This is a genomic window from Brevibacterium siliguriense, assembly GCF_900105315.1.
Classification (GTDB): Bacteria; Actinomycetota; Actinomycetes; order Actinomycetales; family Brevibacteriaceae; genus Brevibacterium; species Brevibacterium siliguriense.
This window is the reverse complement of record NZ_LT629766.1, coordinates 183983-205981: the sequence shown is the minus strand read 5'-3', so window position 1 is coordinate 205981 and position 21999 is coordinate 183983. Positions and strand designations below refer to the sequence as shown.

22 protein-coding genes and 1 pseudogene are annotated in these 21999 nt (G+C 65.0%); 5 read left to right on the top strand and 18 right to left on the bottom strand.

What is annotated here, in order from left to right:
- Positions 1-179 precede the first annotated feature (179 nt).
- Entirely contained in the window at positions 180-725 is a 546-nt protein-coding gene (locus BLU88_RS00860) for a hypothetical protein (protein ID WP_092009177.1), read from the bottom strand.
- Between the two features lie 134 nt (positions 726-859).
- On the opposite strand from BLU88_RS00860, the gene BLU88_RS00855 reads away from it, so the two are divergent.
- On the top strand, positions 860-1522 hold the full coding sequence (locus tag BLU88_RS00855; protein ID WP_092009175.1) for a metal-dependent transcriptional regulator: 663 nt from the start codon (positions 860-862) through the stop codon (positions 1520-1522).
- Positions 1523-2216: 694 nt separating this feature from the next.
- Here the strand turns inward: BLU88_RS00855 and erm are convergent.
- The 7 genes and pseudogenes from erm to BLU88_RS00825 all read right to left on the bottom strand — a co-directional run.
- Positions 2217-3017: pseudogene (gene erm, locus BLU88_RS00850) on the bottom strand (23S ribosomal RNA methyltransferase Erm); the annotation flags it as partial.
- Positions 3018-3487: 470 nt separating this feature from the next.
- Positions 3488-4990 carry an inorganic phosphate transporter gene (locus tag BLU88_RS00845; RefSeq protein WP_092009171.1) on the bottom strand — a complete coding sequence of 501 codons (1503 nt, stop codon included), beginning with the start codon at positions 4988-4990 and terminating at the stop codon, positions 3488-3490.
- A gap of 356 nt (positions 4991-5346) precedes the next feature.
- The gene (locus tag BLU88_RS00840; RefSeq protein ID WP_092009169.1) at positions 5347-5943 is read right to left on the bottom strand and encodes an HdeD family acid-resistance protein; all 597 of its coding nucleotides are present in this window, start codon (positions 5941-5943) and stop codon (positions 5347-5349) included.
- Between the two features lie 100 nt (positions 5944-6043).
- Positions 6044-6187: a hypothetical protein gene (locus BLU88_RS18045; RefSeq protein WP_157688912.1), complete on the bottom strand. Its 144-nt coding sequence runs from the start codon at positions 6185-6187 to the stop codon at positions 6044-6046.
- A complete protein-coding gene (locus BLU88_RS00835; RefSeq protein WP_092009167.1) occupies positions 6157-7089 on the bottom strand; it encodes a slipin family protein in 933 nt (310 codons plus the stop codon). The genes BLU88_RS18045 and BLU88_RS00835 overlap by 31 nt, the downstream gene beginning before the upstream one ends.
- 96 nt (positions 7090-7185) lie before the next feature.
- Positions 7186-7977 (bottom strand): glutamate racemase, encoded by a 792-nt coding sequence (locus tag BLU88_RS00830; protein ID WP_092009165.1) that lies wholly within the window; start codon positions 7975-7977, stop codon positions 7186-7188.
- Positions 7974-8666 carry an HAD domain-containing protein gene (locus BLU88_RS00825; protein ID WP_167356842.1) on the bottom strand — a complete coding sequence of 231 codons (693 nt, stop codon included), beginning with the start codon at positions 8664-8666 and terminating at the stop codon, positions 7974-7976. The genes BLU88_RS00830 and BLU88_RS00825 overlap by 4 nt, the downstream gene beginning before the upstream one ends.
- Before the next feature lie 134 nt (positions 8667-8800).
- Here BLU88_RS00825 and BLU88_RS00820 point away from each other — a divergent pair, with 134 nt between their 5' ends.
- Positions 8801-9106: a hypothetical protein gene (locus BLU88_RS00820; RefSeq protein WP_092009163.1), complete on the top strand. Its 306-nt coding sequence runs from the start codon at positions 8801-8803 to the stop codon at positions 9104-9106.
- Positions 9107-9122: 16 nt separating this feature from the next.
- On the opposite strand, the gene BLU88_RS00815 is transcribed toward BLU88_RS00820, so the two are convergent.
- The 5 genes from BLU88_RS00815 to BLU88_RS00795 form a co-directional block, all read right to left on the bottom strand.
- Positions 9123-9695: a VOC family protein gene (locus BLU88_RS00815; RefSeq protein ID WP_092016985.1), complete on the bottom strand. Its 573-nt coding sequence runs from the start codon at positions 9693-9695 to the stop codon at positions 9123-9125.
- Positions 9696-9762: 67 nt separating this feature from the next.
- Positions 9763-10158 carry an acyl-CoA thioesterase gene (locus tag BLU88_RS00810; protein ID WP_092009160.1) on the bottom strand — a complete coding sequence of 132 codons (396 nt, stop codon included), beginning with the start codon at positions 10156-10158 and terminating at the stop codon, positions 9763-9765.
- Between the two features lie 137 nt (positions 10159-10295).
- A complete protein-coding gene (locus tag BLU88_RS00805) occupies positions 10296-11300 on the bottom strand; it encodes an electron transfer flavoprotein subunit alpha/FixB family protein (RefSeq protein WP_092009158.1) in 1005 nt (334 codons plus the stop codon).
- Entirely contained in the window at positions 11297-12106 is an 810-nt protein-coding gene (locus tag BLU88_RS00800) for an electron transfer flavoprotein subunit beta/FixA family protein (protein ID WP_092009156.1), read from the bottom strand. The genes BLU88_RS00805 and BLU88_RS00800 overlap by 4 nt, the downstream gene beginning before the upstream one ends.
- A 2-nt stretch (positions 12107-12108) precedes the next feature.
- Complete coding sequence (locus BLU88_RS00795) at positions 12109-14622, bottom strand: GcvT family protein (protein WP_092009154.1); 2514 nt, start codon at positions 14620-14622, stop codon at positions 12109-12111.
- Positions 14623-14830: 208 nt separating this feature from the next.
- Between BLU88_RS00795 and BLU88_RS00790 the strand changes: the two genes are divergently transcribed.
- Positions 14831-15424 (top strand): short chain dehydrogenase, encoded by a 594-nt coding sequence (locus BLU88_RS00790; RefSeq protein WP_092009153.1) that lies wholly within the window; start codon positions 14831-14833, stop codon positions 15422-15424.
- A gap of 94 nt (positions 15425-15518) precedes the next feature.
- Here BLU88_RS00790 and BLU88_RS00785 read toward each other — a convergent pair whose 3' ends face one another.
- Positions 15519-16295 carry an IclR family transcriptional regulator gene (locus BLU88_RS00785; RefSeq protein WP_092009150.1) on the bottom strand — a complete coding sequence of 259 codons (777 nt, stop codon included), beginning with the start codon at positions 16293-16295 and terminating at the stop codon, positions 15519-15521.
- Positions 16296-16413: 118 nt separating this feature from the next.
- On the opposite strand from BLU88_RS00785, the gene BLU88_RS00780 reads away from it, so the two are divergent.
- On the top strand, positions 16414-17163 hold the full coding sequence (locus BLU88_RS00780) for an IclR family transcriptional regulator (RefSeq protein WP_092016984.1): 750 nt from the start codon (positions 16414-16416) through the stop codon (positions 17161-17163).
- 70 nt (positions 17164-17233) lie between these two features.
- Here the strand turns inward: BLU88_RS00780 and BLU88_RS00775 are convergent, their stop codons facing one another.
- From BLU88_RS00775 to BLU88_RS00770, 3 genes are all read right to left on the bottom strand, one after another.
- Positions 17234-17548, bottom strand: coding sequence for a sigma-70 family RNA polymerase sigma factor family protein (locus BLU88_RS00775; protein ID WP_092009148.1), 315 nt, complete (start codon positions 17546-17548; stop codon positions 17234-17236).
- Positions 17545-17712 (bottom strand): carboxymuconolactone decarboxylase family protein, encoded by a 168-nt coding sequence (locus BLU88_RS18040; protein ID WP_157688910.1) that lies wholly within the window; start codon positions 17710-17712, stop codon positions 17545-17547. The genes BLU88_RS00775 and BLU88_RS18040 overlap by 4 nt, the downstream gene beginning before the upstream one ends.
- Positions 17713-17839: 127 nt before the next feature.
- The gene (locus BLU88_RS00770) at positions 17840-18700 is read right to left on the bottom strand and encodes a methylenetetrahydrofolate reductase (RefSeq protein ID WP_092009146.1); all 861 of its coding nucleotides are present in this window, start codon (positions 18698-18700) and stop codon (positions 17840-17842) included.
- Between the two features lie 144 nt (positions 18701-18844).
- Here BLU88_RS00770 and BLU88_RS00765 point away from each other — a divergent pair, with 144 nt between their 5' ends.
- Complete coding sequence (locus BLU88_RS00765) at positions 18845-20149, top strand: glycine cleavage T C-terminal barrel domain-containing protein (RefSeq protein ID WP_092009144.1); 1305 nt, start codon at positions 18845-18847, stop codon at positions 20147-20149.
- Between the two features lie 297 nt (positions 20150-20446).
- On the opposite strand, the gene BLU88_RS00760 is transcribed toward BLU88_RS00765, so the two are convergent.
- Positions 20447-21901: an APC family permease gene (locus BLU88_RS00760; RefSeq protein WP_092009142.1), complete on the bottom strand. Its 1455-nt coding sequence runs from the start codon at positions 21899-21901 to the stop codon at positions 20447-20449.
- Positions 21902-21999 lie beyond the last annotated feature (98 nt).

Below are 21999 nucleotides of genomic sequence, written 5' to 3'. Positions count from 1 at the left end.
GGTAGACAATAAGGACTGGGCCCGAAATCGGGCCCGACCTATTGTATGAGTGGAGGATTCTCACAAATTCAGCACCCCCTCTTTTCAGGAAACGGACTGAGCCGCTGGGGTGTCCAGGTCAGGCGCGGAAGTAGATGGGGTCACGCCCGGGCATCGGGGTGGACCGGGATGTGGTGCGGTCAGGTCCGTGAGCGGACGGCCACCTCGTTGAGAATGTCGACGAAACGCTGTGCATCGGCGGGGGTGGTCTCCTCCAGCCGCATCGATGATCCGACGTGCAGCTCCACGGTCACGGTCGCGCGTCCGCGGAATTCCTCTGCTCGGACGACGCCGACCTGCCGAGCAGCGGCCTCCGAGAGCTGGGCGATGGAGCCCTGGGCATCGGTGTGCACCCGCATGATCCGCAGGTTGGTGACGATGAGCAGATCGGTGTCGAAGGGCGGCAGGCTCCGCAGCCGCGCATATTCGATCTCTCCGGGGCGAAACGGGCCGGCTGCATTGATCCGCTCTGATCGTGCTCGCGGGTTGTCCGGGGCGGGCGATTCCCGACGTGCTGTTGGTCGGGAGGCCGTCGTGAGGGTCCTGGCCCAGCGGCGGAACGCACGGAACGGGGGCCAGCCGTCTGCGGGGGAGGGATCGTGGGGAACGGCGGGCCGCACCGACCCTGGTCGGTCGGCGTCCTCGGCTGGGTGAGCCGAGTCGGAGGGGAGGGAATGGGAGGTCATGATTGAGATTCTGGCAGGGCCGCCTCGGCGAGGGGAGGGTGCGCAGGTAATCGTTTGGGAACATCTGTGCTCGATCACTCACTTCGAGTGAAGTGAAGGAGCGGGCGGCGATGCGTCCATGGGATACTGGGGGCATGCGTGCAGGTGAAGTCTCCGAGGTCAGTCAGGACTACCTCAAGGCCATCTGGTCGGCCCAGGAATGGGGTGGGGACCCGATGACGGCCACCGAACTTGCGAACCGATTCGGCACGACGAAGGCCAATGTCACCGAGGTGCTCAAGCGTCTCGATGAGCTCGGACTCATCACTCGCGTGCCCTACCGTCCGCCGGTTCTCACCGAGCAGGGCAAGGCGATCGCGCTGTCGATGGTGCGCAGGCACCGGCTCATCGAGACGTTCCTCGTGGAGTCGCTCGGCTATGGCTGGGACGAGGTCCATGACGAGGCCGAGATCCTCGAGCATGCCGCCTCCGATCGGCTCATCGACCGCATCGACTCGTTCCTCGGCCACCCGACGTCCGACCCGCACGGGGATCCGATCCCGGGTGCCGACGGTGCCGTCGATTCCCATATTCCGACCCTCCTCGCCGAGGCGGCCGCCGGGTCCTATGCCGTGCTGAGGGTCTCCGACGCCGATCCTGTGGTTCTCGGGAAGCTCGCCGAGACGGGGGTGCTTCCGGGTGCTTCTCTCGAGGTCGTCGATCGCACCGATGACGAGGTGACCGTGGGCATCGGAGGGACGCGGGTGGCGATCGCTTCCGCGCTTGCCGCGGCCGTGTACCTGGATGCGGCCGGCTGAGTCGGGGCTGCGAGGCAGAACGAGTCCTTCTTCATCGGCGTCGGAAGCCGATGACCAGAATCGGGGGTCGTGGTCCTCGACGGTTTCTCCGCAGTCGACGCAGGCGCGGAACTCGATGGTCCCGTCGGCGTTGAGTCGCCCCGGTGTCAGACTGCTGCTCTCTTCGCAGTCAGGACACCAGCCGTTGATGAAGCGTCTGATGTGAGTGCCGTGATCCTTGTCCATTCCAGCTGCCCTCTCGACCGAATGTGCAGTGCGTGGACGTGCCGTTTTCTGTCTGCGAGCGCCGGCAGGCGGTGAAGATGAACTTCCGGAGAAGATGACAGTGCCCCGGTCAGACGGGGAAACGTCGGACCGGGGCACTGGAGACTCACCTGCGCGGCAGGTTCCACCGCGGCTGAGGCTGCTGCGGTTTCTGATGCTGATTCATGAAACCACGCTCGGCCTGCAGATGGCCCTTGTCATGGCTCTTCGCCTTCGGATCGGTGCCCGGGATGGAAGCCTGCAGCTTTTCGGTCGCCGGTTTGGCGCCGACGATGGGCATCTCCCCGGTGATCAACGGTGTCTGCGGGGCCGCCTCGGTGATGAGGTTCTTCTTTCCTTTGCTGTTGCGCATGGTCGTTCCCTTCTTCGCATTCTTCGGTTGGTTCGCGGTCTTCGAGTTCTTCTGGTCGTAATCTGTGGCCAGTTCGGTGAACAGTCCGGTCCACTGGTCGGGGGTGAGGTCTTTGGGCAAGGTGTCTCCTCTGATGTCATTGCGGTCCATGGTCGATTGCAGAGTCCGGTGATCGGTGATGCTCATCTTCGTCAGAACTCCTTTCATTCCTCGCCCGCGACCGGTGAAGACCGAACGGACGAACTGTTGGTAATCGGATCGATCACGAGCCGGAATCGATCCAGTGGGACAGCGGTCGATGGTGAGGATGCCGCCATCGACGCTGGGTTTCGGGGCGAACGCGTCGGCGGGGACCCGGGTGACGAGGTGGAAGTCGAACCAGGGGGCCCATTGCGCGGTCATCATGGTCGATCCGCCGATTCCTGCGCGTTTGCGGGCGACCTCCCATTGGGTGAGCAGGATCGCCTGCTGCCAGCGCCCGGAGCGCAGGAGCCTGCGGAGGATGGGAGTGGTGAGATGGAACGGCAGATTGCCGACGATGACCGGCCGATCGAGCCGGGTGGTCAGGATGTCGGCGTGCCGGATCTCGGCCCGCGGGAACGTGTCTTCAAGGTGATCCAACCTCGTTTCGTCGATCTCGACGAGTGTGAGCTCTCGCCCGAGCCGGTAGAGCTCGGCGGTGACTGCTCCATCGCCGGGGCCGATCTCCATGATCGGTCCAGAGGTGGAACGAGCCAGGCTCGCAATCTTTGAGATGGTGGTGGGTGAGCGCAGAAAGTTCTGGCCGAGTTCATGCCGCCCGCCGTGCTGTGACCGCGGGGCTGAGCGTGAATGGGACTGACCGCGTGTCGAACGGTTTCGTGAGTAGTCGGGTCGCAATGGGATGTGCTCCAAAAAGACGATGGAGGCACCCGAGGCAGCGCAATGATGGTGAGTCAGAACGATTCGCGATGACCTGGTCGATCGTTGAGATCGAGATGGTCAGGGAATCGGACAGGGATCAGCCGATTGTCGCATCGCCCGGATGCCGTTGGCTCTCCGGGAGGACAACGCGCTTGCAGGGGAGATCAGGGTGACCGTCGTCGGTCAGCCGATCGCAGAAGAATTCGTCAGGCGCGCTGTCAGGCGCTGCGGTGACGAATGTAGAAGCAAGGCGCAGTCATTGCGCTGCTGTTCAATGTTCCCATGCCGAACAAGATAGCACAGGGACCTTTGCCGACACCAGGGTTCGGACGAAGAACGCCCCGCCGACTTCGTGTGGAAGTCGGCGGGGCGGAGGGTCGGATGAGTTCGAAGCGATCCCTCGAACGTGGTCCGGTGAGCGCTTGTGCAGCATCCGTGTCTGCGGGTCAGCCCATCATGGTGCGCAGGGCGATGACGCCGACCGAACCGATGACCGCGGCGGCCGGAAGGGTGATGATCCATGCCAGTGCGATCGGCTTCATGAGCTTCCAGTTCGCCGAGCGGTTGACCAGTCCGACGCCGATGATCGCACCGATGAGGATGTGCGTCGACGACACCGGCAGGCCACTCACTGAGGCGGCCAAGACGATACCCGCGGCGGCGAGCTCGGCGGCGAATCCGGAGGCCGGGTGGATCTCGGTGAGATTCGTGCCGACTGTCGCAATGACCTTGCGGCCGATGAACCAGAGACCGACGATGAGGGCGATGCCGCAGGTGAGCATGGCCGCGAACGGCACGGTCGCCTCGCCGTGCATGTTGCCGGTGCGGAGCACATCGAGGACGGCGGCGAAGGGGCCGACGGCGTTTGCGATGTCGTTCGAACCGTGGCTGAAGGCGAATGCGGAGGCGGTGAACACCTGCATCCAGGAGAACAGGATGTACGTTGCACGGGGAACCGTCTGCTTGCGCAGAGTCTTGGCGAAGACGAACACAGCCAGCCACACGGCCGCGCCGATCATCGCCATGATGAGCAGGCCGCCGACGGTGGACACGCTCATGTCGAGGTTCTTCAGACCCTTGAACAGCAGCATCGCGGTGATGATGACCGCACCGGCGGCGGCGATGAGGGGAACCCACCGCTGCAGGGCCGAATGGGTGCCGATCGATCCGCCTTCGGTGGGGGCATCCTCGGTGGCGGCGTCGATCTGTGCGTCGACGGATCCCTCGGCCGCGGAGACCGGAGCGAGCATGTGCGGCTTGAGCGTATGCGAGAGCGACTTGCCGAGCACGTACTTCTTGATCACGCCGTAGATGACGAACGCGGCGAGTCCGCCGAGGGCGGGGGAGAGCACCCAGGAGATCGCGATCTGGCCGACCTCGGACCACTGCACCATGGCGAATCCGCCGGTGCCGGTGACGAAGCCGATGGTCAGGGAGGCACCGATGATGCCGCCGATGATGGCGTGCGTCGTCGACACCGGCCAGCCCATCCGAGTCGCAACGAGCAGCCACACTGCCGCGCCGAGGAGTGCCGCCATCATGATGAACGCGAAGTCCATCGGGTTGATCGCCAGCCCGCTGAGGTCGACGATTCCGCTCTTGATCGTGTCGGTGACGTCGCCGCCGGCGAGCAGGGCGCCGCTGACCTCGAAGACTGCGGCGATGAGCAAGGCCTGCTTCATCGTCAGGGTGCCGGCACCGACGGAGGTGCCGAAGGCGTTGGCGACGTCGTTGCCGCCGATGTTGAAGGCCATGAAGGCACCGAAGATGACCGTGGTGATGAGCACCATGCGGGGTGCGTCGCGGCCCACGAAGTCGAAGGACCACAGAGTGAAGGCGATGAGGGTGATCGCCAGCAGGCCGCCGAAGGCCAGATGCCAGAGGCGGTCGTTGCTGCGGCCGACGGCCGGCGGTGGAGTGTGGCGCTCCGGTGCCAGAACCTGGGTCATTCGTTCTCCTAGCGAGTTTCAGTCGATGAGGCAGTGTCTGTCTGTCTCCATGATTCGCAGGCCGAATGACCGCCAGGTTACGGGGAAGATGAATGGACGGTTAACTCCGATTCCGAGGCTCGCGAAATGCTCATGCACAATCGGTGCTTTTCGCTTTCCGTTCACGCAATGTTCCAGGTCAGGTGCTATGTGAGCGGGCTTTCGCCGGAGGGGTCACAAGTTGGTTCCGTGGGCTGAAAGTCGTGTTGTGACAATGACCACTTCGGTGCGAAACGTGGGTATGGCTGAGCCCGGATCCGCGCATCTGCGGATCCGGGCTCAGGTGAAGTGGGAAAAGCTCGTCGAGGCGGCCGGGATCAGTCGATGATCTCCCCGCGGATGACATCGCCGCCGCCATCGTCGGGACCATTGCGGTGCGGGTCGGTTCTCATCTGCCGATCGACCTTGCGCAGGCGACGGCCGAGGGCGATGAGGGCGATGCCGACGAGGATGATGAACCCGGCGAGGGTGAAGATAAGCGCGGTCACTCCGGCGCCCGGAGCGAAGAGGAAGAATCCGCCGAGGACGATGCCGAGGACCCCGATGACGGTGAGCACCCACCAGGATCTGACGCCCATTCGGCGCGTGAAGAAGGACATGGTGAGGGCGAGGAAGCTGAAGAAGATGATCGCGAACCCGGTGAGCACCGTGACCATGGATGCGAAGAGCATCGGGGTGAAGAAGATGAGCACGCCGAGGAGGATGAGCAGAACCGCGCGTGTGACCATGCTGCCGGTGCGACCTCCCCGCGGTGCGAACACGAGGGAGGAGATAGCGATGACGGCGAGCCAGCAGGCGAAGATCCGCACCACCACCTCGGCGGAGGTGCCTGGCCAGACCATCATCAGCGCACCCATCACGAGGGCGATGACGCCGTTGACGATGACTGTTCTTCCCGTGCGCTTGAGGTCCATGAGCCTAGCCTAGTCCTCCGGATTGGACAGACGCTGAAGACAGCGGACGGGGTCCGTCGCCCTGGGAAGTGAGGTTCGTCAACGGTAGGAGCGAAGCGGTTCAGGCGTGTCCGAAGTGCTCCTCCTGTTCGGTCGAGCCCGACCTTTCGGCCGAATCCGATGTGGTTCGCTCCTGCTCCGGCATGTCCGAGGTGACGCGCTCCTGCTCGGGCATCAGCCCGGTGAGCTTGAGCGATTCGGACATGGCCCGGACGATGGCGTCGAGGTCGGCGGGTGCTTTCGACGTCGTGTCTGATTCGGACCGAGAGGCCGCCTCGGTGGGGGTGTCCGTGGTGGGCGTGCCCCTGCTGCCGCGGTTGGCTTCGCTCCCGCCTCGGTGGTGGGAGGAGCGGCCGGGGTGTTGTTCTCGAGGAAGCGCAGCAGCTCGACGGGGAAAGGCAGGACCAGGGTCGAGTTCCGTTCCGCGGCCACCTCGACGATGGTCTGGAGCAGGCGCAGCTGCAGGGCGGACGGGGCGTGGGCCATGGCCTCGGACGCCTGGGCGAGCTTGTTCGACGCCTGCAGCTCACCATCGGCGATGATGACGCGGGACCGACGTTCGCGTTCGGCTTCGGCCTGGCGCGACATCGAGCGTTTCATCGACTCCGGCAGGGCCACGTCCTTGATCTCGACGCGGTCGATGTGCACGCCCCAGTCGACGGCGGGACTGTCGATCATGATCGCCAGCCCTTGGTTGAGGCGTTCGCGGTTGGTGAGCAGATCGTCGAGCTCGCTCTGGCCGATGATCGACCGCAATGACGTCTGAGCAACCTGACCGACGGCGAGCTGATAGTCCTCGACGTCGACGACGGCCTTGCGCGGGTCGACGACCTTGAAGTAGATGACTGCGTCGACGCGGACTGTGACATTGTCGCGGGTGATGCCCTCCTGAGCGGGGATCGGCATCGTTACGATCTGGAGATTGACCTTCTGGAGTCTGTCGACGAACGGGACGATCGCGGTCATTCCGGGCGGACGGGGCTCGGAATTGACCCTGCCGAGGCGGAAGACCACCCCACGCTCATACTGCTTGACGATCTTCAGGCTGTTTCCCAGCGTGATTGCTCCGAGTGCGACAAGTGCGGCGAGGATACTGAGCGCCAACATGTCGAATCGCCTCCTCTGACGATTGACTGTCTGATCTATTTTACGCCTGTATGGCGCGGAAAGACACGGCTCGGAGGGAACGTGGAGGGGGCTTGCTCAGGCCTCTCGGGCCTCTCGGGCCAGCAGTCGTTTGCCGGCCGGATACGCGGCGAGGGCCTGTGGGAGGCTGACGCGTCGGCCAGAGGCGAAGGTCGCGAGCACGCGACCCGTGCCCGTGTGGTCCTCACCGACTCCGGCGGGTTCGAGGCCGATGCGACGCAGCGTCTGTTTGGCCACCGGCATGGGGGAGTCGAAGACGGTCAGCGCCCCGGCTCGGGCGGCCATGATCCGGTCGGCGACGAGTCCGTAGTGGGTGCAGCCGAGCACCACGGTCTCCATTCCGGGTCCCATCTGGGTGAAGGCATCCTCGATGGCGGTGTCGATCTGGTCCAGGTCGGCGACGTTGATGGCCTCGGCCAGTCCCGGGCAGGCGACCTTGGCTACGTGCAGGTCGGCGGCGAAGGAGTCGATGAGGTGCTGCTGATACTCGCTGCCCGTGGTCGCAGGTGTCGCCCAGATCGCGAAGTCCTGGCCGGTGCCGGCGGCCATCTTCACCGCGGGCACAGTGCCGATGACGGGGATGTTCGGTTCGTAGCGGGCGCGAACGGCTTCGAGGGCCTGCACCGAGGCGGTGTTGCAGGCGATGACGATGGCGTCGGGTTCCCATTCGGCGAGCACCCCGGCCGAATGCAGGGCCCGCTGTTCGAGGGTGTCGGTGCTCAGGCTGCCGTAGGGGGTGAAGTCCGGATCCATCGCGAGGACGAGGTCGGCGTCGGGGGCGAGATTGAACAGCGCGTCGGCAGTGCCGAGGAGTCCGAGTCCGGAATCGAGCAGGCCGATGCGCGTCATGAAGTTCCCTTCTTCACGGATGTCGTTGATTCGCCGTTCATTGGGCCTTTGGGCTCAGCGTCGCCGATCTTCGAGTGGCTTGTCTTCGCATCGCCGGACTTTGTTTCACCGGTCTTCGTTTCGCCGGGTTTCGGATAGGCGAAGTCCCGGATCTCCTTGAGGTGGGCCTTCGTCAGACCGTGGGCGAAGTCCGGGGCGATGAGTTTGAGGCGGTTGGGTGAGTAGTGCTCGAGGAAGTACTCGCGGGTGGCAGGCCAGGCCAGGTCGTCGTCGATCCAGATCGCGCGCCCGTGCTCGTGCGCGGACAGCCAGTCCTCCATGGCACGGGCCTTCCACCACTGCCTCGGATCGTGAGCAAAGCGATTGTGGGTCTCGTCGGGCATTTCGATGACGTCGAAAGAGTTGCGCAGACCGAACTTCGGTTCGAGTTCGGACTTGCACCGCTGCGACCAGGTCGAGAGCCATACGACGTCGACCTCATGGGTCTCGACGATGCGGTCGAAGAATTCGACGACGGAAGGTCGGTAGTGGAGTTCGTAGTGCCACGCATGCAGCTTCTTCCGACCCTCGGCCATGCTGCGCAGTTTGGGCACCGGGTAGGAATTGAGGACGCCGTCGACGTCGAGGAAGACAGTGACATGGCGAGCCTGCCTGCGCGCCGACACCGGCGCCGAGAATGCTGCAGCCATCATTCCTTCTCATGAGCTTGGGCGTTCGACCCTCTACTGGGGCCATTCGCGCGTTTTTCTGGGGACAGATCGAGCAGCCCGCACCAGATGAACACAGACGAGTTTACCGCCGAGAGCGTCAGGAGGCCGAGTCCGTGTATCGACAGACCCGAATCCCACGCCTGCGAGCGAGCCTGTGGGTCTCCGTTCCCGACAAGGACGATTCCCTCGTCGAGGCGGGTGATTCCGACCGTCGCAGCCTTGCCTTCGGGCCGGACTCCGCGCATGCTGCGGCCCCCTCGCTCATCGTTCCCGACGGGTGCATGGACCTCATCGTCATCGATTCGCAGATCCTCATCGCCGGCGCCGATTCCACGGCGCGGATGTTCCACGGTTCGGCCTCTCCGACTGTGGGTCTGCGCTTGGACTCGCGTATTCGCCGCGGCAGCTGCGCCGGATGAGCGCGGAATGGTTCGGCTATGGACCCAAACACATGGCGAAGATCCTGCGCTGGCCGGCCGCGCGAGACTTCATCGATTCGGGCCGGTCACGCACCTCGGCCCGTATGTCCGCCCCTCCCAGAACTACCTGATGGCGGCCCAGCAACCTCGCGCCAGGTTGCTGGGCAGCCATCAGGTAGTTCTGGGAGGGGCGGGTGGCGAAGAGGTCGATCGTGTTGCAGTCGGGGTCGGAGACCACGGCGTAGCGCTGACCCCAGAACGCGTCCCAGGGTTCAGGGACGACTCCGGCCACGGGATCGCCTCCCGCATCGCCGGACCCGGTGAGCTGAACGAATGTCGCATCGACCGCCTCGGCGGTGGAGCAGTCGAAGGCCAAGGACGTCTTGCGCCCTCCCGTCGGGCGGGTCCATTCGGGGTCCATGCCGAGAACGACCGCCTCGGTGTCGAGGTGGATCCGCAGGGGCCCGGAGACGAATTCGGTGTGCGGGGCGTCCGGGCCGCCGTCGGCGAGTTCGAGGCCGAGCGCGGTGTAGAAGCTGATGGCGGCGGGCATATCTGAGGTGATGATGGAGATCGCGTCGAGTGTCATGACTTCAGGCTCTGCGGACGGGCAGTGAATCGGCTTGAACGAATCGGCCATGATCGCGGCTCGCGCCTCAGTTCTGCAGATAAGGTTCGAAGACCGACCGCAGCTCGGGGGTGAGTGGGGTCGGCTTCTGAGTGTTCCGGTCGATGTGGACGAGCACGCAATCGTGGTCGAAGACCTGGCGTCCGTCCTGGTCACCGCGGGTGTTGACGGTGAACGAGGAGTTGCCGAGCTTCTTCACCGTCACGGTCATCTTCAGCTCGGGGCCGTACATGACGGGAATGAGGTAATCGATGGTCTGGCGGGCGACGAGCAGCCCGCCCCCGGTGATGTGACCGGCCCGGATCTCATGCATCCAACGCACTCGGCATTCCTCGATGAGCGTGATCATCCGTGCGTTGTTGACGTGGCCGAGCAGATCCTGGTCCGACCAACGCACTTCGGGTGAGAGTTCGAATGTGGCCATGACTGCCTCCGTGAGCTGATTGGGAACAATGTCTGAACGATCGTTCCATAGTTAATCAGGTGGCCGGGGCCAATGGAAATTGTCAATGGATCGGTGCGGTCCGGAGTGGTCTTGGTGGAGCCTGGGCCGAACTGCGCTCAGCTCCGACGGCGGACGATCTCCTCATTGACTGCCGCGACCACCTCATGGAGGTCGCCGATGATCGCGTAGTCGGCCCGCTGGACCATCGTCGACTCCGCGTCGGTGTTGATCGCCACGAGCGTCTTCGCCCCTTCGATTCCGGCCATGTGCTGGATCGCTCCGGAGATCCCGCAGGCGATGTAGACGTCGGGGGAGATGCGGCTGCCGGTCTGTCCGACCTGCTCGGAGTGCGGGCGCCACCCGAGGCCCGTGACGACACGAGAGACGCCCAGGGCTCCACCGAGGTGATCGACGAGTTCGAGGACCTCGGCGAATCCGTTCTCCGAACCGACCCCGCGCCCGGCGCCGACCACGGCCCTGGCCGAGGTCAGCCCGGATGCATCATCGGCGGCCTCGACCTCGGTGCGCTGGACACGGGTGGCCAGGTCAGCCTCGGCGACGGTGAGATCATAGGCGATGATGTCCGGGACGGTCGTCGTCGTCTCCTCAGGTGTGCAGGCGTGGCCAGCGATCGTGAGCACCTGCAGACCCCCGTCGAGGCGGAGGCGTTCGAAGGCGGTGCCGCCGTGGACCTGTCGCAGCAGGCCCTCCTCGTCGACGGCGATGACATTGGCCGCCATCCGGGCACCCGTGCGGACCGCGGCGTGGGCCATGAGCTCCATTCCCCGCGGGGTGCCCGAGGCCAGCAACGTGCCGGATTCCGGGGTGATGTCGACGATCGCCTGCGCCCAGGCCGCCGCGGAGTACTCCGCGAGGTCGGGGTGCTCCAAGTGGTGGATGACGCTCACCCCGAGTCGCCCCAGCGCCTCGACGGCGGAATCGTTGAGCCGGCCGATCACCACCCCCTCAGGACTACCTGGCGGCGGCCCAGATACCTCGCGCGAGGTTGCTGCGCCGCCGTCAGGTAGTAATTGGGGGTTTTTGCGGGCGAAGGTGAGGGCTTCGGCTGAGGTGAGTGTGACCTCTCCAGCCGGGTCGGTTTCGACGAAGACCACAGTCATGGCCGGATCACTCCGATCTCTTCGAGCACATCGACCAGGGCAGGAGCGGCGTCGGGGCCCTCGCCGAGGATGGTCACCGAACTCGCCTTCACCTCGGGCAGTTCGAGCCGGGCGCGGGGGCTGCCCGTCCCGGGTTCGGGGGCGTCGTATTCGACGACCTGCGCCTTCTTCGCCTTCATCCGTCCGGTGATCGAGGGATAGCGCGGATCGACTCCGCCCTCGTGGATGGCGATGACGGCGGGCACGTCGAGTGAGAAGATCTCCGTGCCTGCCGGTCCGATCCCGCGGGCTTCGATGTGACCGGAGCCGCGCTCGCCGCCTCTCCCGCCCTCATCCGACCCACAGACACTGATCGTCTGGATGTTCGTGAGCACCGGGTAGTCGAGGTCGTAGGCCAGGCGGATCCCGACCTGGAAGTCACCGGTATCGGCGGCATCGTCGCCGGTGAGGACGAGATCGAAGAGCTGCCCCGCCTCGGCGCGATCACGGATGACATCACCGATGACCTGCGCAATATCCTCGGGGGCGAACACGGACGGGTCGGCCGCCTCGACGAGGATGCCGTCGTTCGCGCCCACCGCCACGGCCGCACGCAGCTGCTCGACCGCCTCGGCGGGACCGAGAGTGAGCACGGTGACGGTCCCACCGGCCTGGGCCGCGGTCTGAATCGCAAGCTCGACAGCGCACTCCTCGTGCGAGGACATGGTGTGGCCGAGCCCGGATTCGTCGATCCCGGTGCCGGTGGCATCAAGGGTGACGGAACCGGCGATATCGGGGACGCGTTTGATGCAGACGAGGATGTTCACGGCTACCTCCGGATGCACTCGTTGTCGGGGTCGAACAGCGGCGTCGAATCGATCGACGCCACCGTGACCGGGTAGAACTCCTCCATGTACACGACTTGCAGCCGGTTGCCCAGCACAGCCTCGGCGGGCGGGAGGAACGCCATGAGCACATGCTTGCCCAGGCTGGGAGCCGACCCCGCCGAGGTGACATACGCGCGTCGACCGTGCCCATCGATCAGCGCATCGCCGTCCGCGGACACGATGGGCTCCCCGCCGAGCATGTACCGCTTCTCCCCGCTGGCACTCGTGTGATCGTCGACAGTGAGCGAGCACAGCACCGTCTTCGGGTCCTCCTCGCGGTGGCGCAAGTGTGCGGCCCTGCCGATGAAATCCTGGGATTTCACCTTCGGTCGGCTCATCCCGACCTCGACGACGCTGCGTTCGGAATCGAGCTCGGTCCCGAATGCGCGGTAGCCCTTCTCGATCCGGCCGGTGGTGCCGTAGACGCCGAGACCGACGGGAACCAGCCCGTGCTCGTTTCCGGCGTCCATGACCATGTCCCACAGCTTCAGCCCCGATTCCATCGGCACGTAGAGTTCCCAGCCGAGGTCGCCGACATAGGAGATGCGGGAGGCGAGCACGTCGAGCGAACCGATCTCGATCGCCCGGGCAGTGCCGAACTTGAACCCCTCATGGGAGACATCAGCACTGGTGAGACCGCCGAGGATGTCGCGGGCTCGCGGTCCCCACAACCCGATCGTCGTCCACGAACTCGTGAGATCGGCGATCTGCGCCCCCGTATCCGGCAGTCGGTCGGCGAACCATTTCAGATCAACCATTCCGTGGGCGGCGCCCGTGACGACGCGGAACCGGTCATGCGCCAGTTGCATGATCGTCAGGTCCGTACGGAAGCCGCCGTTCTCATCGAGGATCGGGGTGTAGACGACCCGACCGACGGCCACATCCATCTGAGCCAGGGCGATGTGCTGGACGGCGTCGAGGGCGGCGGGACCGAAGACGTCGAAGATGACGAAGCTGGAGAGGTCGACGAGCCCGGCCCGCTGTCGCATCGCCAGGTGCTCGGCGTTGATGATCGGGGACCACCAGCGGGAATCCCATTCGGCAGTGCGGTCCATGACCGCGTCACCGAACTCCTCGACCAGACCGGCATTCGACTCATACCACTGCGGTCGCTCCCACCCGCCGGCTTCGAAGAAGACCGCCCCGAGCTCAGCCTCGCGCTGCCACATCGGGCAGCGGCGGACATTGCGATCGGAACTCCACTGCTCGCCGGGATGGACGATCCCATAGGTCTTGTTGAACGCTTCAGAGGTGCGGGCCTTGACGTGGGCACGGGTCCGCTGGTGAGAGTGGAAGCGCGCGATATCGGCGCCTTGCACATCGATCTCGGGACACCCGTTCGTCATCCATTCGGCCACGGCCCGGCCGACTCCCGGCCCTTCCTTCACCCACACGGCAGCCGCCGACCACAGGCCCCTCACCTGCGGTGATTCGCCGAGAATGGGCGCCCCGTCCGGGGTCAGGGAAAGCAGGCCGTTGATGGCATAGCGGATCTCGACGTCCGGGTTCGACAGCACCTCGGGCATGAGTTCGACGGCCTGTTCGAGCTGCGGGTCGAAGTCTTCGTCCGTGAACGGCATCTCCGTGGGCGAGAGCTTCGCTGCCTCGATCGAGGGGATCTCGTCGGGGTCGTGGAGGATCGGCCGGTGGGCGTAGGAGCCGATCTCCATATCGGATCCGTGCTGCCGTTCGTAGCAGAAGGTGTCCATGTCCCGCACGATCGGGAACGAGATCTCACCCGGTCGTTCCGCGAGCTGGGGGACGGGTCCGACGCTGATCATCTGGTGGACCGCCGGAGTCAGCGGGATCGCGGCTCCGGCCATCGCAGCAATCCGCGGGGACCAGACACCGCAGGCGACGAGGATGCGATTCGTCGCGATCTCCCCCTTCGTCGTGTGCACGGCTGCGATCTGCCCGTCCTCGACATCGATGCCGGTCACCTCGGTGTTGGATGAAACGCTGAGCGCTCCCTTGGCTTCGGCGGATTCGCGCATCATCGTGCCCGCACGCACGGAATCGACGACTCCGACCGTCGGGGTCCAGAAAGCGCCGAGGATGATCTCGGGATCTAGGAACGGAACCTTCTCCGCAACCTCGGCGGGGGTGACGAGGGAGGACTCGATGCCCCACGCGCGTGCCGAGGCCATCCGCCGCCGCAGCTCCTCCATGCGTTCGTCGGTGCGGGCGACCTCGAAGCCCTCGGACTCGGTGAAGACGCCGAGTTCCTTGTACTGGCGCATGCTGTCGAGGGTGAGGTCGGTGATCTCACGCGAGTGGTCGACCGGAAAGATGAAGTTCGAGGCGTGCCCGGTCGAACCGCCCGGATTCGGCAGCGGGCCTTTGTCGACCTGGACGATATCGGTCCAGCCGAGCTCGGCAAGATGCTGGACCAGACTGTTGCCGACGATGCCGGCTCCGACAACGACGACGCTGGCCTGGGCGGGGACGGAAGCCATGAGCAGGCTCCTCTCTGAAGGCATCTTCACCTTCACCGACATTGTTGCGAACTATGCAACGATGCGCGCTATGTGGAACTGCGTACGACGATCGTCCTCCGCCGAGGCGGGTGTGTCAAGAGGAAGTCTGCGCAGGAGTGCTTCCCTTAGCCCTCGCTTGTGCTTAGGCTCGCAGCAGACGAGCACACCAACGAGACGAGGAGACACCATGAAGGTACTCATCATCGGAGCCACGGGACACGTCGGAGCTGCGGCAGTCCGGGCGCTCGAAGGCAAGCATGAACTCATCCGGGTCGGGCGCAGCACGAATCCGTCTGTCGACCTCGATGACCCGGCGACGATCGAGGCCCTGTTCACAGAGGTCGGCGACGTCGATGCCATCATCTGCACAGCCGGACACGTCCCATTCAAGCCCGTCACCGAACTGACCCGGGAGGACTTCGAGTCCGGGTTCTACGGCAAAACTCTCGCCCAGTTGGATCTCGTGCGCATCGGCCTGCCCCACGTCAGGGAGGGCGGATCGATCACCCTGACGACGGGAGTGACGGCCCGCGCCGCGATCCCCACCGGTTCGGCGGCCGCTATGGCCAGCGGGGCCATCGAATCATTCGTCATGGCCGCTGCCGGTGAGATGCCGCGCGGCATCCGCATCAACGTCGCCAGCCCGACCGTCCTCGAGTCCGCCACGCACTTCCACGACTTCTTCCCCGGATTCCCTCCCGCTTCCGATGAGGCGGTCGGCAATCTCTACCGTCGCGCCGTCGAGAGCATCGACAACGGCACCACGTACGTCCTCGACTGACCACCGCACCGAGGCGGATGATCACACCCACGCTGAGGCGGATCCCCCGTCAGCGCGTCCGTGCCGAGGTCGCGTGGCGACCAATTCGCGGGGATCAGTGTTCGCGCCAGCCGAGGCGAGCCGAGATGTCGGCGGCGGCCTGAGTGAGCAGATCTCTGGCGGAGGCGGCCTTAGCCGCTGTGAACCGGAAGCTCGGTCCCGAGGCCGAGATCGAGGCGATGACGTCCCCGTGGGCATTGCGCACGGGAGCGGACACTGCGGTCAGCCCGACCTCGAGCTCATCGATGACGAGCGAGAAACCGGTGGCGGCCACCTCGGCGACCTGGGTGACCAGCTGCGCAACCGAGGTCACCGTGTGCGGAGTGTAGCGGGTCAGCTTCGCACCCAGGGTCTCACGGATGCCGGTCTCGCTCAGCCCGGAGAGCAGGACCTTGCCGTTGGAGGTCGCGTGCAGCGGAATGCGCTGGCCGACCCAGTTGTGGCTCTGCACCGAGGAGGTCGAAGAAGCCTGATCGAGGTAGAGGGCGGCGCCGTCGGAGAGGACGGCGACGTTGATCGTCTCACCGGTCGCCTCGGCGAGCATCTTGGTGATCGGGCGGGCCTCCTGGACGATGTCGAGGCGTGCTGTCGTGGCTCCGGCGAGGCGGAGGATGGACAGGCCCAAGCGGTACCTGCCGCGGTGGTGGTCCTGTTCGACGAGTCCGCGGGCCTCGAGTGTGGAGACGATGCGTGAAGCAGTCGACTTGTGCACGCCGAGTTCACCGGCGATCTCGGTGATCCCGGCGAGCCCCGTGCGGGCGATGATCTCGAGGATCGTCACGGCTCGATCCACGGATTGGACGCCGCCCGAGCCCGCATCTTTGTTGCTCATTTCGAAACTGTAACTCACGACGCGCAACCCGGCCAGAGTCTGAGAGCGTGGGGTAGGGTGAGTGCGGTCGGTGGGCCTCGATTCCGCCGACCCCCTTTCCCCGACGGAGCTGAGCACGATGAGCAATGGGACCCAGTCGATCGACCGGGCGGCAGAGATATTGTCGTTGGTCGTCAGGTCGGATGACCCGATCTCCTACACCGAGGTGGTCGAAGAGACCGCATTGGCTCGATCGACGGTCTCCCGCCTGCTCTCCGCTCTCGAGCGCAACGGACTGGTCGAACGCGACGGGGAGGGCCTCTACCGCGGCGGATCGCTGTTCGCGACCTATGCTTCCCGCTTCGACCGCGTGGAGAACCTCGTCGCCGCAGCGGATCCGACCCTGCAGCGCCTCAGCGAGGAGACCGGTGAGACGGTCAACCTCGCCATGCCGGGCCCCAAAGGAGTCGTCCAAGTCGCTCAGGTCGATTCGACCTTCGTCCTCGGCGCCACGAACTGGGCCGATGTCGAGGTGCCGCCGCACTGCTCGGCTCTGGGCAAGGTCATGTTCGCCTATGACGTGATTCCGCTGCCGACGGGTCGGCTCGAGCGTCGCACCGAGAAGACCCTGGGCTCACGCAAGGAGCTCACCGATGACCTCGAGTCGGTGCGCGAGCGCGGATTCGCCATCGTCCACGAGGAATTCGAGATCGGCCTCGACGCTCTGGCCGCACCGGTGTTCGGCGTCGACGGAGGCGTCGTCGCGGCCGTGGGAATCTCCGGGCCGACGATGCGCATCGCCGAACACCACGACCGCCTCGGTGCGCTGCTCGTCGACGAGGCCGGACTGCTCTCGCGCAGCCTCAAGCGCAAGGTCACCCATCGGTAGGGGGACCACAACGGCAGGAACGGACGGCCGTCGGGAATGGGCGACCATCTGCTGTCAGGGCGCGGGGCCGTCACGGCGCGTGTTCGCTGCGCACTCGTTCCAGTTTGTCCGGATTGTTCACTTGCTGCAGGCCCGCCACGTGGCCTGCGTCGTCGACCTCGATGGCGAGGATGCGCAGATCTCCGTCCTTGACGATTCCGATGGTTGCATCGTCTGCCAGCAGCAGGCGCAGCGTGGAGTTCTGGTCGCCGGAGCGAATCGCGTCGACGAGGCGGTCGATCACCTGTCTGGTGCCGATGCGCGATATGTGTCTGCCGAGGTTGAGCCGACGTTCGGCTCGGGAGATCATCCGCCGGACAGGGGCGGCGGACTTGTCCAAGATCACCGAGATCTCGTTTCAACGCAGAATCCGCAGCCATTGACGATGGAGGCGCGCAGCTTCACGAAGTCATAGAGTTCGGTGCCGAGCGCTCGCCTGCAGTACGAGTCCATATGTGCGACGGAGGCATAGGCCTTCTTGTCCATCTGGTCGAGGCTGATACGTGCCATGGGGCCCTTTCGTGTGGTGTGTCTGTGGCGGGCGGCTCTGAAGCCCGCCACCCTCTCCGTCGGACTGGGACCCATTGTGTGACATCGGCGTGAGAGATGGCATCCGAATTTGACGAAGCGGCGCCTCTCACCACGCAGTCGAGACCTCTTCGGCGCCGCCGAGCGCGGCGAGCTGCTTGCGGCGCCAGACCTCCGTGTCCTTGATCTGATTGAACGTATAGACGTGCAGACCGGCGACGCCCATATCCGGGTCGTCGAGGACCGGGCCGATCTTGTCGAGGAACTTCCGAGGGTTGTAACCGCCGGGCTTGGCCATCCGCGTGAACGTCGCCGTGTTCTTGCGCAGGAACCGCGTGGATTCGCCCACCCCGATCTTCGTCGCGACTCGGGCGAGCTTTCCCAACTCCACCTTGCCGGCGATGCCGAGGACCAGCGGCAGTTCGATGCCGCGCGATCGCACCCTGCCCACCCACGAGGCGATGAGGGCCGGGTCGAAGCACAGGTTCGACACCAGGTGTGTGGCGTAGTCGCGTTTGTCCCACATGGCCTGGACTGTCACATCGTCGGGGATGATCGGATGCGATTCCGGGTAGGCGCTGACGCCGATATGGCGGAACGGTGCGGCCATGGATGAGAGATCGACGAGGAGGTCGTGCGCTCCGACGTACCCGCCGGCCGGGGGAGTGGCGTCCCCCGCGGGGACGAAGATCCGGTCCACGGCCGCCTCGGCGAGGCGATCGACGACCTCCGTGAGCTCGGGTCTGCCGTGGATCATCCGCGCGGCCAGGTGGGGCACGGCGCGGAAGCCCAGAGCTTGGAGCTGCTCGGCTGTGGACAGCGTCGCCTCGAGAGTCAGCCCCGTCGACGCTGTCACCGTGATCTCGCGGCCGGGTGCCACGTACTCCTCGATGCGTTCGACGATCCCGGCCGTGGGCAGAACTTCGTAGCGGGCGGTGCTCAACAGCCTGCGCAGCGTTGACTGTGACATCCTCGTCTCCTTCTCGGAGGTCGATTCATGAAACTCGCATGTGCGAGTTCCTTGCGTCCCGGGATCTTCGATCCTACACTCATTGTACCCATGATATGGGAATTGAGTTCCATAATATAAAACTGTGTGAGCAGGGGGAGCACCATGGACAAGAACGTCCCCACAGTGGACCAAAGTGACAGGCAGGTCCCGATCAACCTACGTCAGTCCGGCCCGACCCCGGTCGAAATGCTCATCGACACCCGTGTCCGCAAGTCCCCTTACTGGGAGCTGTCCATGCAGCAGGGCTGCTGGCGGGCGTCGATCTACAACCGGATGTACCACCCGCGCGGCTACATCCCCCGCGACGAGGGCGGGATGATGGCCGAGTACCAGTCCCTCGTCAACGATGTGACCCTGTGGAACGTCGCCGTCGAACGGCAGATCCAGGTCAAGGGTCCCGACGCCGAGGCTTTCGTCAACTTCGTCATCACCCGTGACGCAACGAAGATCCCGGTGATGCGTGCCCGCTACGTCATCCTGTGCAACGAGGCGGGCGGCATCCTCAACGATCCGATCCTGCTGCGGGTCGGCATCGACGAGTTCTGGTTCAGCCTCTCCGACACCGACCTCATGCTCTGGCTGCAGGGGGTCAACGTGGGCGGCCGATTCGACGTCACGATCAGCGAGATCGACGTCGCCCCCGTGCAGGTCCAGGGCCCGAAGTCCGTCGACGTCATCGCCGACCTCGTCGGGGAGGAGGGGCGCACACTGCCGAGCTTCGGACTCATGGAGGCTCAGGTCGGCGGCCGCGACGTCATCATCTCCCAGACCGGATTCACCGGAGAGAAGGGCTACGAGATCTATCTCAAGGATGCGACGAAGTACGCCGAGGATATGTGGAACGCCGTCCTGGCCGCCGGCGAACCCTACAACCTCAAGGTCGTTGCCCCCAGCCACCACCGCAGGATCGCCGCGGGCATCCTCTCGTGGGGCCAGGACATGGACTTCGAGACGCTCCCGTTCCAGGTCAACCTGTCGTATCAGGTGCCGCGGAAGAAGGAGGTCGACTATATCGGCAAGGCCAGGCTCGAGGAGGTGCGCGGGCTGATCGAAGCCGGAACCCCGCCGTATCGCACGCAGCTGGTGGGACTGCTGGTCGGCGGGAAGCCGATCACAGACTATGCACCCGACTTCTGGCTCGTTTCCGCTTCCGCCCACGGAGAGGCAGTCGGGTACGTGACCTCGCCGTGGTATTCGCCGGAACTCGAAGCGAATATCGCGATGGCGCACGTGCCGGTCTCGGCGACCGAGCTCGGCACCGAATACTGGGTGCATCTGCCGGAGCCGTTCGCAGATACTCCTGGAGTCCCGGTTCGCGCCGAGGTGGTCGAGATGCCGTTCCGCCCGAGTGTGAACCCCAACCAGCGTGAGCGTCTGAAGATGCGCGGCCTCGACGCCGCTGTCTGAGGCGACTCCCGCTGCCCCAGGACCGAGCGCGGTCGCCGTTGCGCAGCACCGGCGGCCGCGTTCGCATGTCGGCATCACGCACCGGCAGTATCAAAACGTCTCGTTGGGATTGGAGGCATCCCTCACCCCTCAGCGGCTTTTCCTGCAGACAGTGCAGCACCCCGCACTCTTCGCGGCTCACCACCTCGGTGCAAAGGGGTGATGTGTCGCTGAGGTTGCGGGGTGCCGGCGTCGGTGCGGAGCGCGATCAAGGGTGAGGGATGCGCGACCAGCAGCGCGAAGCAGGGGATCCCGCAATCACCTGCCGCGGAGGGCACGCACCTTCGCGAGGAGCTCGTTCTCCGCGTTCGGGCCGGCTTTGACGCCGCGCGGCAGCCGGAACATGAACACGATGCCGATGGCCAGCCACAGTCCGAACATCGCCCACGACTGCCACGCCAGCTGCGCAGAGACCGGGGTGATCGGCAGGTAGAGGACGAAGAGGACGAGCGTGAGCACTGCCGAGACGACACCGATGGCGAAACCGGAGTTGCCCTTGCCGCCGATGCGCAGCGGACGGTCCATCGCCGGTTCGCGCTTGCGCAAGACGAGGAAAGCGACGCTGACGAGGAAGTAGGCGATGACGATCGCCGGCGAACCCGCATCGACGATCCAGCCTAGTGCCGCAGAGCCCAGGAACGGTGCCAGAGCCGAGAGCGCACCGATGAAGAGGATCGAGTTGACGGGGGTGCGGTAGCGCGGGTGCAGCTTGCCGAACCAGGCCGGGATCATTCCGGCCACGGCCATCGCCCACATGAGGCGAGACGACCCCATGAGGAAGGCATTCCACGAGGTGATGATGCCGGCCAGACCACCGGCGATGACGAGTTTGCCCCAGATGGCGGAGTTGAACATGGCTGTGAGCGCATCTGCGGTGACGAGGTCGTGGGTGGCCAGTTCCGAGGCAGGCATGGCCAGCGAGGTCATCCAGATGATGATTACGTAGAAGGCGATTGCCAAGAACACCGAGGCGACGACGAGTTTGCCGATCTTCGCCGGAGGCAGGTTGATCTCCTCTGCCGACTGCGGGATGACGTCGAAGCCGACGAAGAGGAACGGGACGACCGCGACGACGGCGATGAAACCGGACCCGCCCCCGGTGAACAGCGGCTCGGCATTGGCCGCGTCGCCGCCGGTGAGACCGCCGGCCAAGAGCATGAGGGCGACGATGATGAGGAAGGAGACGACGAAGGTCTGCACGAGTGAGGCGACCTTCACACCGCGGATGTTGATCCAGGAGATGATGATCGCGGTGACCGTGCCGACGAGGGCCCAGGTCAGGTACACATCGAAGTCGGCGATCGTCCACAGTTTGACGAATTCGAGGTCAGGGAACAGGTAGAGGGCCGTCTTCGGCACGGCCACAGCTTCGAACATGACGACGCTGATGTAGCCGCCGGTGATCGCCCATGAGCCGAAGAGGGAGACTTGTGGCCCCATCGCACGGATGAGGTAGTTGTGCTCACCTCCGGCATGCGGCATGGCGGCCACGAGCTCGGAGTACACGGTGCCGACGAAGCACATGATGATGCCGCCGACGACGAATGCGAGGATGGCGCCCATGGTGCCGGCGCCGGACAGCCATTCACCGGTGAGGACGACCCAGCCGAAGCCGATCATGGCACCGAAGCCGATGAAGAGCGCATCGATCGAGCCGAGGGCTTTGACGAAGCCGTGATCTCGATCTGTTGTTGCCGTCTGCGGTTGACTCATGGTTTCCTCGACACTTCTCTGTGGATGGACGATCAGATGCGGGTCGTGCTGCGGGCACGTGTGGTCCCGCGGTGTTCCGATAAGGCAGAGTAGCAGGA